The sequence below is a fragment of the Pseudidiomarina marina genome (genome assembly GCF_003987045.1).
Lineage (GTDB): Bacteria > Pseudomonadota > Gammaproteobacteria > Enterobacterales > Alteromonadaceae > Pseudidiomarina > Pseudidiomarina marina.
Window position 1 is genome coordinate 526680 of record NZ_PIPZ01000002.1, and the last position, 17825, is coordinate 544504.

At 45.4% G+C, this 17825-nt stretch carries 20 protein-coding genes; 15 read left to right on the forward strand and 5 right to left on the reverse strand.

What is annotated here, in order from left to right; translation table 11 throughout:
• Positions 1 to 20: 20 nt before the first annotated feature.
• The 3 genes from flgA to CWI76_RS08225 all read left to right on the forward strand — a co-directional run bounded on the left by flgA (position 21) and on the right by CWI76_RS08225 (position 1563).
• On the forward strand, positions 21 to 737 hold the full coding sequence (gene flgA, locus CWI76_RS08215) for a flagellar basal body P-ring formation chaperone FlgA (protein ID WP_126759846.1): 717 nt from the start codon (positions 21 to 23) through the stop codon (positions 735 to 737).
• A gap of 88 nt (positions 738 to 825) precedes the next feature.
• A complete protein-coding gene (flgM, locus tag CWI76_RS08220; RefSeq protein ID WP_126759847.1) occupies positions 826 to 1098 on the forward strand; it encodes a flagellar biosynthesis anti-sigma factor FlgM in 273 nt (90 codons plus the stop codon).
• 6 nt (positions 1099 to 1104) lie between these two features.
• Positions 1105 to 1563 carry a flagella synthesis protein FlgN gene (locus CWI76_RS08225; RefSeq protein WP_126759848.1) on the forward strand — a complete coding sequence of 153 codons (459 nt, stop codon included), beginning with the start codon at positions 1105 to 1107 and terminating at the stop codon, positions 1561 to 1563.
• Here the strand turns inward: CWI76_RS08225 and CWI76_RS08230 are convergent, their stop codons facing one another.
• The 5 genes from CWI76_RS08230 to CWI76_RS08250 are packed head-to-tail and all read right to left on the reverse strand — an operon-like array spanning position 1564 to position 6887.
• Positions 1564 to 2379, reverse strand: a complete 816-nt coding sequence (locus CWI76_RS08230; protein ID WP_126759849.1) for a S1/P1 nuclease — start codon at positions 2377 to 2379, stop codon at positions 1564 to 1566.
• A gap of 15 nt (positions 2380 to 2394) precedes the next feature.
• The gene (locus CWI76_RS08235; RefSeq protein WP_126759850.1) at positions 2395 to 3468 is read right to left on the reverse strand and encodes a PQQ-dependent sugar dehydrogenase; all 1074 of its coding nucleotides are present in this window, start codon (positions 3466 to 3468) and stop codon (positions 2395 to 2397) included.
• Positions 3465 to 3926, reverse strand: coding sequence for a hypothetical protein (locus tag CWI76_RS08240; protein ID WP_126759851.1), 462 nt, complete (start codon positions 3924 to 3926; stop codon positions 3465 to 3467). Before CWI76_RS08240 ends, CWI76_RS08235 begins: the two co-directional genes overlap by 4 nt.
• A gap of 15 nt (positions 3927 to 3941) precedes the next feature.
• Entirely contained in the window at positions 3942 to 4439 is a 498-nt protein-coding gene (locus CWI76_RS08245) for a DUF6702 family protein (RefSeq protein WP_126759852.1), read from the reverse strand.
• 6 nt (positions 4440 to 4445) lie between these two features.
• Entirely contained in the window at positions 4446 to 6887 is a 2442-nt protein-coding gene (locus CWI76_RS08250; protein ID WP_126759853.1) for a M1 family metallopeptidase, read from the reverse strand.
• A gap of 266 nt (positions 6888 to 7153) precedes the next feature.
• On the opposite strand from CWI76_RS08250, the gene CWI76_RS08255 reads away from it, so the two are divergent.
• From CWI76_RS08255 to atpA, 12 genes are all read left to right on the forward strand, one after another.
• On the forward strand, positions 7154 to 8491 hold the full coding sequence (locus CWI76_RS08255) for a sensor domain-containing diguanylate cyclase (RefSeq protein ID WP_126759854.1): 1338 nt from the start codon (positions 7154 to 7156) through the stop codon (positions 8489 to 8491).
• An 11-nt stretch (positions 8492 to 8502) separates the two neighbouring features.
• Positions 8503 to 8952: a flavodoxin domain-containing protein gene (locus tag CWI76_RS08260; protein WP_126759855.1), complete on the forward strand. Its 450-nt coding sequence runs from the start codon at positions 8503 to 8505 to the stop codon at positions 8950 to 8952.
• Positions 8953 to 9314: 362 nt separating this feature from the next.
• Positions 9315 to 11216: a tRNA uridine-5-carboxymethylaminomethyl(34) synthesis enzyme MnmG gene (gene mnmG / locus CWI76_RS08265; protein ID WP_126759856.1), complete on the forward strand. Its 1902-nt coding sequence runs from the start codon at positions 9315 to 9317 to the stop codon at positions 11214 to 11216.
• A gap of 3 nt (positions 11217 to 11219) precedes the next feature.
• Positions 11220 to 11840 carry a 16S rRNA (guanine(527)-N(7))-methyltransferase RsmG gene (rsmG, locus tag CWI76_RS08270; protein ID WP_126759857.1) on the forward strand — a complete coding sequence of 207 codons (621 nt, stop codon included), beginning with the start codon at positions 11220 to 11222 and terminating at the stop codon, positions 11838 to 11840.
• 4 nt (positions 11841 to 11844) lie between these two features.
• Positions 11845 to 12642: a ParA family protein gene (locus CWI76_RS08275; RefSeq protein WP_126759858.1), complete on the forward strand. Its 798-nt coding sequence runs from the start codon at positions 11845 to 11847 to the stop codon at positions 12640 to 12642.
• A 14-nt stretch (positions 12643 to 12656) separates the two neighbouring features.
• Entirely contained in the window at positions 12657 to 13559 is a 903-nt protein-coding gene (locus tag CWI76_RS08280) for a ParB/RepB/Spo0J family partition protein (protein ID WP_126759859.1), read from the forward strand.
• Between the two features lie 73 nt (positions 13560 to 13632).
• Positions 13633 to 14028, forward strand: a complete 396-nt coding sequence (locus CWI76_RS08285) for an ATP synthase subunit I (protein ID WP_126759860.1) — start codon at positions 13633 to 13635, stop codon at positions 14026 to 14028.
• Between the two features lie 16 nt (positions 14029 to 14044).
• Positions 14045 to 14902 (forward strand): F0F1 ATP synthase subunit A, encoded by an 858-nt coding sequence (atpB, locus tag CWI76_RS08290; protein ID WP_126759861.1) that lies wholly within the window; start codon positions 14045 to 14047, stop codon positions 14900 to 14902.
• Positions 14903 to 14961: 59 nt separating this feature from the next.
• Positions 14962 to 15195: a F0F1 ATP synthase subunit C gene (atpE, locus tag CWI76_RS08295; RefSeq protein ID WP_055439916.1), complete on the forward strand. Its 234-nt coding sequence runs from the start codon at positions 14962 to 14964 to the stop codon at positions 15193 to 15195.
• Positions 15196 to 15242: 47 nt separating this feature from the next.
• Positions 15243 to 15713, forward strand: a complete 471-nt coding sequence (gene atpF, locus CWI76_RS08300) for a F0F1 ATP synthase subunit B (RefSeq protein ID WP_092858139.1) — start codon at positions 15243 to 15245, stop codon at positions 15711 to 15713.
• A gap of 18 nt (positions 15714 to 15731) precedes the next feature.
• On the forward strand, positions 15732 to 16265 hold the full coding sequence (gene atpH / locus CWI76_RS08305; protein ID WP_126759862.1) for a F0F1 ATP synthase subunit delta: 534 nt from the start codon (positions 15732 to 15734) through the stop codon (positions 16263 to 16265).
• A gap of 14 nt (positions 16266 to 16279) precedes the next feature.
• Entirely contained in the window at positions 16280 to 17821 is a 1542-nt protein-coding gene (gene atpA, locus CWI76_RS08310; RefSeq protein WP_126759863.1) for a F0F1 ATP synthase subunit alpha, read from the forward strand.
• Positions 17822 to 17825 lie beyond the last annotated feature (4 nt).

A 17825-nucleotide genomic window follows, 5' to 3' on the forward strand; every position in this document is an offset into this window, starting at 1 on the left:
TAATGTGAAGGAGAGCGTTCGTGCCGAACAGATTATGGAGCACTTTATCTGTGTGCATGCTGGCGTGGGCAACAACCTCTTTCGCCGCCTCTATTTCAGGGCAAACACTCTGGCACCAAGCTATTGCCGATCTCGTTCAAAAACATTTGCCACCAACGACAACAAAACATTCGTTTCACCTCATCACGCCAGACGTTGCTTTACAGTCATTCGAAAACTGCAAAAACGTGGCTGCAAGTTTCACCCGAGAACCGCAACGACTAGCGGGACGCACAATGGTCGAACTACGTTGCAACGATGCAAATCGACAAAACCCGTTATTTGTTCAAATTGATGTTGCAGTAACTGGAGAGTATTTGGTGGTAGCGCGAGATCTTGCTAGCAATCATACTTTGTCGCGCCAAGACATTACGATAAAGCAGGGTGACTTAAGCCAATTGCCACGGCACGCGTTACTGGCGACTTCAGCAGAAATAAGTCGTGTTGTTGGGCAGCAATTGCGCCGCTCATTAACCCGACATAGTGTCCTGCAGGAGAACCTCCTAACTCGACCAAACGTGGTCAATTATGGTGATGAGCTGATCATTGAGGCGAAGGGAAGCGGCTTTCAAATAACGCGAACGGGAGAGGCCATGGATACTGGCTCAATTGGTGATATAATTCGTGTTCGTTTAAATAACAAACAATTATTGCGTGTGGAAATAACCGCAGCCGGCCGTGCAAAGCCAGCACAGTAACTGTTAAAACTGTGCAAATAAATTTAAAGAAATTGGCGTTCGTGCCGATAACTGAACTAGCAACGCCAATAATAGCGAGGGATTTCCCGTGAAAATCAATGGTTATCAACCACCTAACAGCGTAACCCAATCAGAGTCTAGCCGTTCACAAGCGGCACAAAAATCTGATAAAACAAACGCTGGTGAGGCGAAACAAGCCGAAGTAGTTACCCACTTGAGTCAACTGCCGCAAGATGCGTCTCAGGACGTTAACATGGCACGCGTTGAAGAACTGCGCGAAGCGATTCGCGATGGGAAACTGAACATGAATACCGACAATATTGCCGAAGCATTATTGAAAAGCCTAACTGATGGTGTTTAAGCCGTTATGAGTTTACGTCAACATTTAACCGAACAAGTTGAGCGTTTAGGGCAACTGCAAGCATTGCTTGAACAGGAGCAGCGACTACTTGGCGACGGGAAAATTGATGGCGAGAAACTTAAATCGTTAGCTGAACAAAAACACGTCATTCAACAAAACATCGAATCAAGTGAAAGCAAGCGTCGCGCAGCGCAGCAAAAACTTGGGTTTAGTAATGACGCCGCAGGCGCTCGAAAGGCGGCAGAGCAAGCGAGTTGCACTGATATTTGGCAACAGTTATTAGAGCGTACGCAAAGAATTGCGCAACTGAATAGCCTCAATGGCGAACTCATTCAACACCGTTTGCATCACAATCAGCAGATGCTCAACATTCTTCGTGATGCGGCTGGCTCGGGCAGCGCAGCAATGTATGGCGCCGATGGTAGTCAAGAATCTACGCCTCAGCGCCTAAATTCAAAAGCTTAATTACTTTTCCGCTTTATTGTTAGCGAACAATCCATCCAAAATTGCAGCCAATCGCTGCGCACCTTGTTGCATGCGCTGCTCTAATAACGGCTCCCATTGCGCGGTGTAATCTTCGCCCAAATCTTGGCCTTCACGGTAGTTTGAATAGATACGGCGGGTAATCGCCGCTGATTCATTCGCCCACTTTAACGTTTTTTCTCCAGTGATTGTTATTGGCGATTCTGCAACTAAGCCATCAATAAGTTGCTTCGCTTTAGCAAAAGTATCTTCACCACCGCGACGAAGTAGCATGTCAGTATCCCACAAACGGTGTAAATTGGTTGGTTGATCAAAGTACGTTAAACGTGCACGGTTACCGCCTAAATCATCGGCGAAGCTAACGTGCATGGGTTGATGCAAGTCACCGATAAAATGCGCCAAAAACGCGAGTGCTTGCCAATCTTCCGGGTCGTGCTTCAGCACATCATAATGATGCTGTATAGCAGTTAGAATACAGCCGCCTTGAACTGGGCAATCATCTTCGCGCACTTTGGCTGCCGATCTTGGAAAGTTCACATAGTGGTGTGGTTTTGCCCAATCCCATTTTTTATCACTTTTGATGTCATCAGCCCAGCTACAGAAACTACCAAAATTGTCGTAGTTCGAGTGTTGTGCAACAAGAGCATCTATATGTTGTCGAGTTTGTGGCTGGGCGAGCTGATAGGCCGCTTCGCAAAATGCGCTATGCCCATGTTTACCATAAGCCATTGCTGTTGATGGCATCGCTGCAATGAATACACTGACCATCACTGCACCCAAAAATTTGAAGTACATCATAAGTTTGTTGCTTCCTTAATCTTCAAAAAAAACTTCTAGTAGTTGTCCTTCAGCGCTGTCGGTAAGTACTAAAATTCGTCCCGAAGGTGCCACATAAACCGCCCGCAAGCGCGCATTAATATCTTGTAGATATTCGCCTTCCAACTGCCACTGATCATCGACAAGACGTAATCTCTGCAGCCGCTTTCCGGCTAAATGCGTCACCAACAAATCACCTTTGTACAATGCGAGTCCTGCTGGCGCCAGTGATGGTGTCCATAGATACAGTGGCGGTTTAACACCCGGCAATTCACGAAACGGCGAAACCTTTGCACCGGTATAATCAATACCAAACGTAGCAATCGGCCAGCCATAATTCCCGCCCTTTACAATTTTATTTAACTCGTCACCGCCTTTAGGCCCATGTTCATGCTGCCAAATGGCATCGCGCGCGGCATCGTAAATCAGCCCCTGCACATTGCGATGCCCATAGCTAAATATTTCTGGGGCCTGAGAGTGGTTGAATGGGTTGTCATCAGGCGCTTCACCATTGCGGGTGACGCGAACAATTTTACCGAGGTGATTATCTAATTTTTGCGCCTGCTCGCGATACACAAAACCATCGCCTAGCGCTATTAATAAGGTTGCGTCAGGCAGCCAAGTCATTCGAGCGCCATAGTGCGCGGCACCTTCCTTTTTAGGTAGCGCCGTAAAGATATTTTGCGTATTTAGAAGACTGTACGGCGGTTGAGGACTCAATATTCCACGCACCACGCAGGTATTATTGGCACGCTCAGTACCACACGAATAGCTCAGCACTAGTTCTCGAGTCGTCATAAAATCTGGCGCTAACAACACTTCAAACAATCCGGCTTGCGCTGCAACATAGAGATCAGGCAGATCGAGTTCCACTGTACGCTTGTTACCAGATTCACTGATAAATACAAGCTGACCCGAACGTTCGGTCACCAAAAATCCGCCTTCAGGTAATTCGGCAACAGACCAGGGAAAGTTTAATTTTTCAGCCAAAATTTCCGTGCGTAGCGTGGCTGCTTGCGTTACTGCGCTTGTCGCAATCAGTAAAACTAAACCCATCATGAGTCGTTTCATCGCGGCAACTCCTCGGCAAGTTCACGTGGTTGTGGATGCCATAATCTATCGAAAATCCAACCCGCAAAAGCACCGGTTGCACTCATCAACAAGAATCCGAGTAATGTCCGATTGGCTGCTATTAACGTCGGCATTGGCGCCAGACTATCGACGACAATGAAAGCACAAGCAAGGCCAACACCGCCACCAACAATAAACCAAATACGTTCAAATTTAGGCAAGAAATGACTGAGTCCACGCGCAACAATAAACGCAATCAATAAAGTTGGCGTTAAGATAAGCGCAATGACGGGTCCAAAATGAAGTAGATCATGAAGAATCGTCTCCATTCGGGTCGACATTTCAATATCGACCGACAGCGCGGTTAGCTCGGCAAGATTAAACTGGGTTTGAATGACAGTGCCGACCAAAGCAGCACCAACTACAGCACATAGAAAAGCGATAAACATGCGCACCATGGCATGCCTCCTGACTTAGAAGCGAACTTCCAGCCACTCGTCTTTTTGCTGGAATGTCACGCTTTGAATGGGTCCAAGACCTTCAACATTAACCAAATTTTGCTGATTTGGCCAAATATCATGCAACGCTTTGTGGCGAATCCGTAAGCCGTCTAGACCGTCTACAATAGGTGTTTCTTGATAAATCCAAAAGTTATTTCCATCAATTTCATAACCAACTTCGCTTAATTCAAGCGTGTCGCCTGTTAAAGTTTGAAGCCCAAAGCGCTCAATTACATAAGCGCTGAATTGCGCTTGAGTGCGCTTGAGTTGATGGATATCCGCTTTCTTATCAAATAATTGTTTTACAGCATGTTCAGCATCGTGCAGAAAAAATCGATGCAGCACCTCGATATGGCCGGTGCGCTCATTAAATAAAACCGTTGTACTTGCAGTGTGCAGTTGATGAGCGCTGGTCGCGCTCATCAACCCTATTGCAATCACACTCAACAATGCTAAAAACAACTGACGCATTGTTGATTACTCCTTATCTTCCGACTTATCGTCTTCTGACTTTAGCTTTGTTTTCGCATCTTGCATGATGTCACGCGAGACGTGGTCTGTCGTACGCTGCCATTTATAAGCTTCAATGCGAGACTTCATAATGCGGCGAGGATAATAGTTATTTTCAATATCGACATCCGCCGTTTCCCAATTTGGATCGACAGCAAATTCAGTCACTTCTTTCTCAGTCACAATTAGCTTACTGACCGATTTCGCATTACGGCGCCAAATTTCAGCCGGAATATACATATCCTCTTTGCTGCCATCAGCATAGGTCATTTGCAACAAAATAGGCATAACCAAGCCGCCGACGTTATTAAAGTCTAAAACATAGTAGTTTTTATCTTCGGCAATGGCGCGATCAAATACACGGCGCTCCCATGGCTCTAATTTTTCGAGGAAGCTTTGATACGCATTACGTTGCTTGTTAGTAACGGTAAAACGATCGTTTTCATCATGAAAATCGCGGATATTTGGGTTCTTTTCAACCCAAGTTTTGCGACCTTCCGCTTCGTTGCGCTGCACAAACAATGAGGTTGGCTTGTTGGCTTCCTCTTGGCGACGACGTTCCCAATCAATGTCTGGGTTTTCAGTATCAAGTTGTAACTGATAGACACGATCTAAACTGATATCGACGTGATCAGTCGAGTAGAACCAGCCACGCCAGAACCAATCGAGATCAACACCAGACGCTTCTTCCATAGTACGGAAAAAGTCTGATGGCGTTGGACGTTTAAATGCCCAGCGCTGCGCGTATTCTTTGAAAGCGAAATCGAATAATTCACGACCCAAGATAACTTCGCGCAAAATGTTTAACGCTGCCGCCGGCTTGGTATACGCATTTGGGCCCAAATTTAAAACGCTATCCGATTGCGTCATAATCGGTACTTGGTTGGTCGATTTCATGTAGTCCACTATTGAACGTGGTTCTACGCCCCAAGGAATTGTCGGATCCCATTCACGTCCAGCAACACCATCTAGAAAGCTATTTAAGCCTTCATCCATCCAGGTCCACTGACGTTCATCTGAGTTCACAATCATTGGGAAATAAATATGCCCAATTTCGTGAATAACCACGCCAATCAAGAAACGTTTTTCAGACAAGCTGTACGTGCGGCTTCCATCGTCCTGTAAAACAGTACGCGGGCCGTTAAACGTGATCATTGGATATTCCATACCGCCCACTGGGCCATTGACTGACTGTGACGTTGGGTACGGGTAATCAAACGAGAAACGCGAGTAAACTTCCATGGTGTGAATCACGGATGCTGTTGAGTATTTCTCCCACAGCTCACCACCTTCTTTCGGGTAAAATGACATGGCCATAACGAGTGGCTGCACATCGCCACCTTGCTGATAACCTTGAGCATCCCAAATAAATTTACGCGACGATGCCCAAGCAAAATCACGTACGTTTTCAGCCTCAAACTTCCAGACTTTCCGTTTATCTGTACCTTCTTTCTCGTTCTCAAGCGCTTCTTCTGGCGTTACTACGAATACTGGCTTATCGGCATCTTTAGCTTCTTCAAGGCGTTTACGTTGCGTTGGGGTTAATACCGCGCGTTCATTTTTCAATACGCCTGTTGAAGACACGATATGATCAGCTGGTACATCAATTTCAACGCTGTAATCGCCGAATTCTAAGGTGAATTCACCGCTACCTAAGAACTCTTTATTGGTCCAAGCTTCATAGTCCGTAAAAGCAACAACGCGCGGGAACCATTGCGCCATTAAGAAAATATCATTACCGCCTTCACGAGCATCATCTGGAAAATGCTCATAACCTGAGCGTGCACCAACCGCATCTTCTTCAACAATGTTAAAGCCAAAGTCAATTCCTAACTCGGTTTTTTGCCCTGGTTTGAGTGGAGTCGGCAAATCAACACGCATGTTGGTACCAACAATCACAAAGTCGAGATCATTATTTCCATTCGCAACTCGCTTAATGTTAAAGCCAAGCTCGTTGTCGGCCATAAATTGTTGGCGGCGTAGCTGATTCAGCGAAATACGTGCTGGTTTATCAACACCTCCCAAGCTGACATCTGGCTTGCTATTAAACGTAGCGGTGCGCTCAGCCATCGAGTCCGAACGAAAAATATTCTGATCTAAATGAACCCAGATATATTTAAGGGTATACGGCGAGTTATTGTGATATTGAATGGTTTGTTGTGCGTCGATACGGCGCTTATCTTCATCCAAACGCACTTTAATGTTGTAGTCTGCTTGCTGTTGCCAATATTTTTCACCTGGCTCACCCGCTGCGTTACGGTAGACGTTTGGGGTTGGTAACACTTCATCAAGCTGACGAAATTTATCAACAAAAGACCCTTTGGTTTGCGACACAGCCGAGGCTTCGGCTAGGTTTAACGACATAGATGCGACAAATCCCGTCGCAATCAAAATAAATGATTTTTTCATTAGTTATTCTCTATATGTAGGCGCGCACGACGTTACTTTAACAACTTCACGGTACTAGCTCCATTGCATTGACAGGTAAAATCCTGTTGTTTGTCGCTTTCTTTGGTTTTTCAAGCCTTGTCATGCCATTAAAAATAGTGCAACAATCAATCCATCTTTCGTGTTTTTGAATCTTAAAAACAAACTCGAGGAAAAATTTCGTGAAAACGAGCGCCTATGTGCTCCTGTTCCTTTTTTGGATAGGCACATTTTATGCAGCAAACATTATGGCTTTCGCGGAATTTATCAGCCTCTGGTACATGCCTGCGGGAGTTTCCATTGCCGGATTCTTAATCTTCGGTAAACGCGCTTTCATCCCTATATTTCTTGCCGTATTTTTCGTGTCTTTTCGATTCGCAGAACAATTTGAGCAAGGCTTTGACCCTGCGCATCTTGCATCGGCGACCCTCTTCGCTCTTGCTCATACTGTCCCTTACGGCCTCGGTGGATTATTAGCACGACACTGGCTAAGCCACTTTGCTCAACATGGTTTGCCACAACGTATTATCGGATTACTCGTTATTTATGCACTTGCCGCGTTACTTGCTGCATTATCTGGTTTGATGGTGTGGGAATTCACGACAGAAACGAACAGTGGTATTTTGGAAGAAGGTTGGTTTGCTTGGTGGCTCGGCGACTTGGTTGGGGTGATGGTTATCGCGCCATTAATGTGCCTCATTCTGCCAAGATTTTCTCGTAAACGGCTGCCATGGCTTGATGAATTCTATGCCCACGACCGTAGGCTTCGCGCTGATTTAAAACCCTTTTTATTAAAACTGATTGTCGCTGTTTCGGCAGTTATCGGAATTCTCATTCTCGACAGTAAAATAACGCATCCTGGTGTCGCCTATTTCGTATTTTTTGTCAGTATTCCACAACTTTGGATTGTATTAACTGAACGAACTTCTTATGCAACAGCCAGTTTGGTCACTATCACAGTTTTTATGGCCTTTGGTGTCGGTGTATTCGATGTTACCGATCAATCAATAACATACCAATTTGCCCTATATATCACCGCAGCCATTTCGTACTTTGCTGTATCTATTCCGGCTCTTATGCAACGCAACAATCAATTGGCCGAGCTAAGTATGCTCGACTTATTAACCGATTTACCGACCAAATGGCTATTTAAATCGTTGGTCACCCAAGTCGTGAAATCTTCTCGACCCAATCAGAATCATTGCATCGCGTTGTACAATCTGGATAACTTCAAAAAAATAAATGACGAATACGGTCAAACGACCGGCGATGAAGTACTTCGACAATCGTCGCAAATTATCAAAAATGAACTTCGCGACAGTGAACTTTTATGCCGCTGTGAGCAAGATACCTTTGTGGTGTTCCTCCCTAATTTAGATATTGAAGAGGCAACAAAACGCGCAAACGAGCTTCGCCATAAGCTCCCAGTACTCCATATCGACGATTTAATTTTACCAATACGTGGCAGCTTTGGTGTTGCCCAAGTACAATTTGGTGAAAGTATTGATAAAACCGTTGAGCGCGCAACTCGCGCTTTACAACAAGCAAAACTGGAGGGTCGCAATAAAGTCGTGGCCATCAGTTAAGAGAGCCAACTATGCAAACTATCGACATCCTTGTTGCAACCACTTCTGGCAATACCGAATATCTTGCTGATCAACTATCAACTCAACTTCAAGAAGCCGGCTACAGCACCACCCTTCATTACGAACCAGACTACTCTGATCTAATGGAAAGCCTGACTGAACAGTCGGTCTGGCTTTGCTGTGTGGCAAGCCATGGTGCCGGTGAATACGCTGATTCCATGCTTAATTTTGCAGAGGAACTGCACACTCATAAACCTCAGCTTTCCGGCCTTCGTTACGGTGTTATTGCTGTTGGTGATAGCTGCTACGATACATTCTGCGCCGCAGGTCGTGATTGTGACGCCATGCTAGCAATTTTAGGTGCAAAACGACTGATCACACACCTAGAAATTGATATGTCACAAGACGATCCGGACGAAAAATCATCAACATGGCTGCATTCTTTTATCCAATTACTGTGAATAGTCGTTGTATAAGATCGGTTAAAGTCTGTTTATATCCACTTAATAATTCTGTGAATAACTTCACCTGTGTATAACTCGCTAGGTTATCCACCGTTTGATCACCGAAAGGATCATGATCTGATCACATCTTTACCGATCGTTCTGATCCTTGCCTCATATAGCGTTGCGATGGTTATCCACAAAAATCTCAACACTAATAAGAATAGAAATAAAAGATCAAAAAAAAAGATCTTAATTTATTAATTAGATCCTTTACCAATTCGGGACTAAAATTTAACCGTTTTGATCTTGACTAAATCAGGTTAAAATAACCGGCTACGTTCTACATTCACGCAGAGTTAATTCTAGGATCGCAAAGTATGCCAAACACCTCTTCTTACCATCAGCATTATGACGTGATCGTCATTGGTGGTGGACATGCAGGCACAGAAGCAGCGCTTGCCGCAGCTCGTATGGGCTGTAATACGCTGTTACTGACACACAACATTGACACACTGGGTCAAATGTCGTGTAACCCAGCTATCGGTGGTATTGGTAAAGGGCATTTGGTTAAAGAGATTGATGCACTTGGCGGTGCAATGGCACATGCAGCGGATCTCGCTGGTATTCAATTTCGTACATTAAATTCCTCAAAAGGTCCTGCCGTTCGTGCCACACGAGCTCAAGCCGATCGTGCGTTATACAAAGCGGCCATTCGGCATATGTTAGAAAACCAACCCAACTTGAGTTTGTTTCAGCAAGCTTGTGATGATCTGATCGTCGAAAACGATCGCGTGGTTGGTGTTGTTACCCAAATGGGATTGAAATTCTCTGCAAAAACCGTCGTATTAACTGTTGGAACCTTCCTTGGTGGTCAAATTCATATTGGTTTGAACAATTATCAAGGTGGTCGTGCTGGCGATCCTCCAGCCAACAACTTGGCGAAACGGTTACGTGAATTGCCGTTACGAGTGGATCGTTTAAAAACCGGCACACCACCGCGTATCGATGCTAAAACTGTTGATTTCAGTGTCATGCAAGAACAACCCGGTGATACCCCAACACCAATATTTTCATTTATGGGATCACAAGCTGATCATCCGCAGCAAATTTCGTGTTACATCACACACACCAATTTGCGCACACATGAAATTATTCATGGCGGTTTAGATCGTTCACCAATGTATTCAGGTGTTATTGAAGGCGTAGGGCCTCGCTATTGTCCATCAATTGAAGACAAAGTAATGCGCTTTAGCGATAAAGATGCCCACCAAATTTTCGTTGAACCTGAAGGTTTAAATACCAATGAACTTTATCCAAATGGTATTTCAACTAGTCTGCCATTTGATGTGCAAGTGGCTCTTGTGCGTTCAATAAAAGGTTTTGAAAATGCTCACATTACGCGCCCTGGTTATGCCATTGAGTATGACTATTTTGACCCGCGGGATTTGAAGCAAACACTCGAAACCAAGCATATTCATGGTTTATTTTTCGCCGGCCAAATTAATGGCACAACCGGTTATGAAGAAGCGGGTGCTCAAGGCCTTGTGGCAGGTGCAAATGCTGCACTGCAAGTACAGGATAAAGAGGGTTGGGCACCGCGGCGCGACCAATCATACATGGGCGTATTGATCGATGATCTAAGTACGTTAGGCACAAAAGAGCCTTATCGTATGTTCACTTCACGCGCTGAATATCGTTTGTTATTGCGAGAAGACAATGCCGATATGCGGCTAACGGAAACCGGTCGTCAGCTTGGTTTAGTTGACGATACACGATGGGCTGCATTCAACGCTAAGATGGAAGCCATCGAACAAGAACAGCAACGTTTGCGAACCACTTGGATCCACAAAGATCATCCAGCTGTGGCACAAGTCAATGCGTTAGTAAAAACACCAATTACCCGTGAAGTGAATGGTGAAGAACTCCTGCGTCGACCAGAAATTACCTATGCCGATTTAATGAAAATTGAGAGTATAGGACCAGGCTTAACTGATGAAAAAGCGGCCGAGCAAGTTGAAATTCAAACCAAGTACGCAGGCTATATAGCGCGTCAGCAAGACGAAATAGCGAAGCAGCAACGTCATGAAAATACACAGTTGCCACATAATTTTGATTACGCGACTATCAAAGGATTGTCCAATGAAGTGGTTGCGAAGCTAAATCAACATCAACCTGAAACAGTGGGCAAAGCATCGCGAATTTCAGGTATTACCCCGGCAGCTATTTCGATGTTGTTGGTACACTTAAAAAAACAAGGACTGTTGCGTAAAAGCGCTTAACTCATGCTGTCACAATTAAAACAATTACTCGCTCAAACAACGTTAGATATTACAGAATTGCAGCAACAACAACTGGTAAAGTTGGTTGAGTTGCTGCATAAATGGAATAAAGCTTATAACTTAACGTCGGTGCGTGACCCGCAACAAATGCTCAGCCGTCACATCATGGATAGCTTAGTAGTATTACCGCACTTACAAGGTCAGCGGTTTATTGATGTTGGCACGGGGCCTGGTCTTCCGGGTTTGCCATTGGCGATTACCGCGCCTGATAAAGAGTTTGTCTTGCTCGATAGTTTGGGTAAACGTATTCGATTTATTCGTCAGGTATGTCACGAATTAGATCTTAAGAATGTAACGGCTGTGCAAAGTCGTGTAGAAGACTATCAACCTGACCTAAAATTTGATGGTGTGATAAGTAGAGCGTTTGCCTCGCTTGATGATATGCTGAGTTGGTGTGAACACTTGCCAAACGAACATGGTAAGTTTTATGCCTTAAAAGGCGTCTACCCAGCGGCCGAATTAGAGCAATTACCGCCGCAATTTAATGTTGAAGATATTATTCGATTACAGGTTCCCGACGCCGAAGGCGAACGCCATTTGGTTATAATAACAACGAGAGGTTAGTCCTGTGGGCAGAATTATTGCGATTGCCAACCAAAAAGGCGGCGTGGGCAAAACCACCACGGCGGTGAATTTAGCTGCATCCATGGCGGCAACACGTCGAAAAGTTTTACTCATTGATCTCGATCCGCAAGGCAACGCAACCATGGGGAGCGGTGTTGATAAATATGACGTTGAAAATACCGCCTACGAACTTTTGGTTGAGCAGAAGCCAGCGCAAGATGTCATTATTCGAGAAACCAACGGGAAATATCACTTAATTGCTGCCAATGGTGATACCACCGCTGCCGATATCAAATTAATGGAAGAGTTCGCTCGTGAACAACGCTTAGCAACAGCACTTAAGCCGGTTGTTGACCAATACGATTTTATTTTTATCGATTGCCCACCTTCACTGAGCATGCTAACAGTGAACGCAATGGCGGCAGCTGATTCGGTTCTGGTGCCTATGCAGTGTGAGTACTTTGCACTCGAGGGGCTTACCGCTTTAATGGATACGATTGAGCGTCTTTCTGAGGCCGTAAACCCGCGCTTAACAATCGAGGGAATTCTGCGTACTATGTATGATCCGCGCAACAGACTTGCCAACGATGTATCCGAGCAGTTAAAAAATCACTTTGGCGAAAAAGTCTATCGCACGGTCATTCCACGAAACGTACGTTTAGCAGAAGCCCCAAGTTTTGGCTCGCCTGCAATGTATTACGATAAATCATCGGCGGGTGCAAAAGCTTATTTGGCGCTTGCTGGTGAATTGATACGCCGTGCTGAACAACAAAAAAAGGCCGAAGCAGCGGCTGAAGCTTAAGGAAAAAACGCTTTATGTCTGCAAAAAAACGAGGACTTGGACGCGGTCTCGACGCGTTATTAACCACCAGCAAAACCGCTCGCGATAAAGAGCAACATGACGGTGCACCGGAAGTTGATTACAGCAAAGGTGAATTACAAAAGTTACCTATTGAGTGGTTGCAACCAGGTAAATACCAACCTCGCAAAGACATGACACCTGAGGCGTTAGAAGATCTTGCTGCCTCAATTAAAGCCCAAGGTATTATTCAACCCATTGTGGTGCGTGAAGTTGCTCACGAAAAGTATGAAATTATAGCCGGTGAGCGACGTTGGCGCGCAGCTCAGATGGCACGTTTACAAGAAGTACCTTGCTTAATTAAATCAGTGCCAGATGAAGCGGCCGTTGCCATTGCATTAATAGAGAATATCCAGCGTGAAGATCTTAATGCGATGGAAGAAGCGACCGCGTTGCAACGCTTATTAACTGAATTCCAATTAACCCATCAAGAAGTAGCAGATGCGGTTGGTAAATCGCGTGCAACTGTCACGAACTTGCTGCGCTTAAATAACTTACAGCAAGAAACGAAAACCTTGTTAGAACGCGGTGATATTGAATTAGGTCACGCCAAATTATTGCTCGCATTAGAGGGCGAACCACAGGCAGAAATTGCGCGTTTGATTGCCGCCAAAGGTATGACGGTTCGAGAAGCTGAAAAAGTTGTCCGTCAAGCCTTAGAGCCGGCAAAGGAAAAGCCAGCAAAAGCACAGCCTGACGCAGATATTCAACGCTTAGAACAACGTCTCAGCGAACGGCTTGGTGCCAATGTTGCGATCAATCATGGGCGCAAAGGAAAAGGTAAAGTTGTCATTAATTACAGCAGCTTAGATGAACTAGATGGCATACTCACCCACTTTCAGGTAGAACACGATAGTTAACCATCCCAATTTGTTTGCAATTCAACGCCAAATCTTTATACTATCGCGGGCTTTTAACCGAGGTTTTTAGCCCGTGAAACAGACTCTGACAGCAACCGGAAAACAGCTCGCAGCGAAGTTAATTCGCGCCCAAGTCGGCACTATATTTTTGCTGGCCTGTGTGTTTTCCCTCGTACAACCGATTGCTGGATATACATATTTTTGGGGTGTTGTTGGCGGCGGATTAGCCGTGATTATTCCAACAGCACTGTTTGCGTGGCGCGCTTTTTCACAAGGCGGCGCCCGTGCGGCGAAACAAATCGTCAGTAACTTTTTTGCTGGCGAAGCTTTGAAAATCAGCTTCGCTGTGGTCTTGCTCATAGGCCTGCTGGTGTTTACCACGCTCCCGTTTAGTGCGGTTTTGAGCGGTTACATCGCGGCTCTTATAGTGCAATGGCTAGCACCAATTTTATTTTTAAAATCAACTTAAAATTGTGGGAAACAACATGGCTGCAGAAGAGTTAACGCTCCAGAGTCATATCCAGCACCACTTAACTAACGCCAAAATGTGCTCAACCGATGCCGGAATTGAGTTCAACAAAGCGTGTAGTGATGCAGGGTTCTGGACATGGCACATTGACACACTCGCTTGGTCGATCGGACTTGGCATCCTGTTCTTAATGATCTTCCGCTCAGCGGCGAAAAAAGCACATACCGGCGTACCGGGTAAAATGCAGTGCTTTATCGAAATGATCATTGAACTTGTCGCCACCAACGTGCGCGACACCTTCCATGGTAAGAGCAAACTCATTGCTCCACTCGCTTTAACCATTTTCGTCTGGGTTTTCTTGATGAACCTGATGGACTTGATTCCAGTTGACTTCTTACCTGCGTTTGCTGGCTGGGTTGGCGCAACATTCTTTGGTATGGACTCACATGATGTCTACATGAAGATTGTACCGACCACTGACTTGAACATGACTGCAGGCTTGGCTATCGGCGTATTCTTACTGATGATTGGCTACTCAATCCGCATTAAAGGTGTGATGGGCTTCATCAAAGAATTGACCTTGCATCCATTTAGCGCAAGCAACCCAGTTGTTCAGGCACTGTTAATTCCATTTAACTTATTGCTTGAGCTTATCGCATTGGTCGCGAAGCCGTTTTCATTGGCGTTGCGTCTATTTGGTAACCTTTACGCCGGTGAGATGATCTTCATCTTGATTGGTGCAATTGGCTTGTTCCAGTTACCACTGCACTTTGTATGGGCGGTATTCCATATTCTGGTTATCGTGCTGCAGGCGTTCGTATTCATGATGCTGACCATTGTTTACTTAAGCATGGCCAGCTCAGAAAGCCATTAATTTTTGTTTTTATTTAGTTTTACTTTTTAACATTAACCTTTGAAATATTGGAGAAAACAATGGAACTAGCATTAGGTCTTAAATACATCGCTGTAGCTTTATTGATCGGTTTCGGTGCTATCGGTACTGGTCTTGGCTTCGGTAACATGGGTGGTAAATTCTTGGAAGCGTGTGCACGTCAGCCAGAATTAGCGCCTTCTTTGCAAGTTAAAATGTTCATCCTAGCTGGTCTTATCGACGCCGTTGCTATGATCGGTGTTGGTATCGCCATGTTCTTATTGTTCGCTGCTTAATAAGCCATTCAACTTTCGAACGATAGAACTTATAGGAGGGGGGGTTAATGAATATAAACATGACCCTGATCGGAGAATTAATCGCGTTCATCGTCTTCGTACTGTTTTGTATGAAGTTCGTATGGCCTCCGCTAAATAATGCGATTGAAGCTCGTCAGAAGAAAATTGCTGATGGTCTTGCAGCCGGCGAACGTGCCGAAAAAGACTTAGAGCTTGCTCAGGCAAAAATTGCTGACGAACTGAAAGAAGCGAAAGCGCAAGCTGCTGAAATCATTGCTCAAGCGAAGAAACGCGCTGAGCAAACGGTTGAAGAAGGCAAGCAACGTGGTGAGACTGAGCGCGAAGCAATTATCGCCGCTGGTCACGCTGAAGTTGAAGCTGAACGCAATCGCTTACGCGAAGAATTGCGCAAGCAAGTAGCTGTATTAGCTGTTGCTGGTGCAAGCAAAATCATCGAGCGTGAAATTGATAAAGACGCTCACAGTGACATCGTTGAAAAACTGGTCGCTGAACTCTAACCAAAGGGGTTTGTGCAAATGTCAGAATTGACTACGGTTGCTCGCCCCTATGCAAAAGCAGCTTTTGATTTTGCAGTAGAGAACGGCGCTATCGAAAAATGGCACGAAATGTTGGCCTTTGCTGCTGCGGTAGCAAATGATGCCACCATGGCTATGTTTTTGAGCAGCGCCGAAACGCTAGAAAAGAAAGTTGAAGTTTTCATCAACGTATGTGGTGAGCAACTGGACGATAAAGCCCAGAATTTTGTTCGCGTTATGGCTGAAAATGGCCGTTTGAAAGCTTTATCTGCTGTGGTTGCGTTGTTCGCTGAACTGCGCGCCGACTACGAAAAAGAAATCGCTGTAGACGTAACTTCAGCGGTGAAATTGACGAAGAAACAGCAGGACAATCTAGCGAAAACGTTAGAAAAACGTTTTTCACGCAAAGTTAAGCTGAATTGCACTGTCGATGCAGCAATTGTCAGTGGCTTATACATTAAAGCCGGTGACACGGTAATCGACGGCACGGTGCGCGGCAAGTTAGATCGACTTGCACACGCACTGCAATCCTAATTGGGGACTTGAGCATGCAACTGAATTCAAATGAAATCGCAGAGCTGATCAAAAAACGAATTGAACAGTTCGAAGTGGTCAGTGAAGCTCGTAACGAAGGTACCATCGTATCTGTAACCGACGGTATTATTCGCATTCACGGCCTTGCAGACTGTATGCAAGGTGAGATGGTTGAGCTTCCTGGCAATCGTTACGCTATCGCATTGAACCTTGAGCGCGACACCGTTGGTGCCGTTGTTATGGGTCCATATGCCGATTTGCAAGAAGGCGTTAAAGTTAAATCTACTGGCCGTATCTTAGAAGTACCGGTTGGTCGTGCCTTATTAGGCCGTGTGGTAAACACCTTAGGTGAGCCAATTGACGGTAAAGGTCCGATTGAAGCAGACGGCTTCGAGCCAGTTGAAAAAATCGCACCAGGTGTAATCGAGCGTCAATCAGTTGATCAACCAGTACAAACTGGTTACAAATCAATCGATGCTATGATTCCAGTAGGTCGTGGTCAGCGTGAGTTGATCATCGGTGACCGTCAAACCGGTAAAACGGCTTTGGCAATCGATGCCATCATCAACCAGAAAAACTCAGGCATTAAGTGTGTCTACGTTGCTATCGGTCAGAAAGCCTCGACCATCGCGAACGTGGTACGCAAGCTTGAAGAACACGGCGCATTGGAAAACACCATTGTTGTTGCAGCATCTGCTTCTGAATCAGCAGCGTTGCAATACTTGGCAGCCTACTCAGGTTGTACCATGGGTGAATACTTCCGTGACCGCGGTGAAGACGCATTGATCGTATACGATGACTTGTCGAAGCAAGCTGTTGCTTATCGTCAAATCTCATTGTTGCTGCGTCGTCCGCCAGGTCGTGAAGCATACCCAGGTGACGTTTTCTATCTTCACTCACGTCTACTTGAGCGTGCAGCGCGTGTAAACGCTGACTACGTTGAAAAGTACACCAACGGTGAAGTGAAAGGTAAAACGGGTTCATTAACAGCGCTACCGATTATCGAAACCCAAGCGGGTGACGTATCAGCGTTCGTACCAACCAACGTGATTTCAATCACCGACGGTCAGATCTTCTTAGAAACTGACTTGTTCAACGCCGGTATCCGTCCAGCTGTTAACGCTGGTATCTCGGTATCGCGTGTAGGTGGTGCAGCACAGACCAAGATCATTAAGAAACTTGGTGGTGGTATCCGTTTGGCATTAGCACAGTATCGTGAATTGGCAGCGTTCGCGCAGTTCGCTTCAGACTTAGACGAAGCAACGCGTTCACAGCTTGAGCACGGTCAGCGTGTTACTGAACTGATGAAGCAAAACCAATATAAGCCAATGAGCGTGGCTGAAATGGCAGTGTCTATTTTCTCTGCAGAAAAGGGTTACCTGAAAGATGTAGAGAAAGACAAAATCCTCGACTTCGAAGGTGCGTTAATTTCGTACATGCGTAGCGAGCACGCTGAACTGATGGCTGATATTGATAAAACTGGCAACTATAACGACGACATCGAAGCGAAGCTGCACGAAGGTTTGAAAGCCTTCAAGAAAACGCAGTCTTGGTAAGCGG

Coding starts and splice junctions, on each gene's coding strand:
- CWI76_RS08225 (WP_126759848.1), top strand. CDS start 1,105: ATGAGTTTACGTCAACATTTAACCGAACAAGTTGAGCGTTTAGGGCAA.
- CWI76_RS08230 (WP_126759849.1), bottom strand. CDS start 2,379: ATGATGTACTTCAAATTTTTGGGTGCAGTGATGGTCAGTGTATTCATT.
- CWI76_RS08235 (WP_126759850.1), bottom strand. CDS start 3,468: ATGAAACGACTCATGATGGGTTTAGTTTTACTGATTGCGACAAGCGCA.
- CWI76_RS08240 (WP_126759851.1), bottom strand. CDS start 3,926: ATGGTGCGCATGTTTATCGCTTTTCTATGTGCTGTAGTTGGTGCTGCT.
- CWI76_RS08245 (WP_126759852.1), bottom strand. CDS start 4,439: ATGCGTCAGTTGTTTTTAGCATTGTTGAGTGTGATTGCAATAGGGTTG.
- CWI76_RS08250 (WP_126759853.1), bottom strand. CDS start 6,887: ATGAAAAAATCATTTATTTTGATTGCGACGGGATTTGTCGCATCTATG.
- CWI76_RS08255 (WP_126759854.1), top strand. CDS start 7,154: ATGGCTTTCGCGGAATTTATCAGCCTCTGGTACATGCCTGCGGGAGTT.
- CWI76_RS08260 (WP_126759855.1), top strand. CDS start 8,503: ATGCAAACTATCGACATCCTTGTTGCAACCACTTCTGGCAATACCGAA.
- mnmG (WP_126759856.1), top strand. CDS start 9,315: ATGCCAAACACCTCTTCTTACCATCAGCATTATGACGTGATCGTCATT.
- rsmG (WP_126759857.1), top strand. CDS start 11,220: ATGCTGTCACAATTAAAACAATTACTCGCTCAAACAACGTTAGATATT.
- CWI76_RS08280 (WP_126759859.1), top strand. CDS start 12,657: ATGTCTGCAAAAAAACGAGGACTTGGACGCGGTCTCGACGCGTTATTA.
- atpB (WP_126759861.1), top strand. CDS start 14,045: ATGGCTGCAGAAGAGTTAACGCTCCAGAGTCATATCCAGCACCACTTA.
- atpE (WP_055439916.1), top strand. CDS start 14,962: ATGGAACTAGCATTAGGTCTTAAATACATCGCTGTAGCTTTATTGATC.
- atpF (WP_092858139.1), top strand. CDS start 15,243: ATGAATATAAACATGACCCTGATCGGAGAATTAATCGCGTTCATCGTC.
- atpH (WP_126759862.1), top strand. CDS start 15,732: ATGTCAGAATTGACTACGGTTGCTCGCCCCTATGCAAAAGCAGCTTTT.
- atpA (WP_126759863.1), top strand. CDS start 16,280: ATGCAACTGAATTCAAATGAAATCGCAGAGCTGATCAAAAAACGAATT.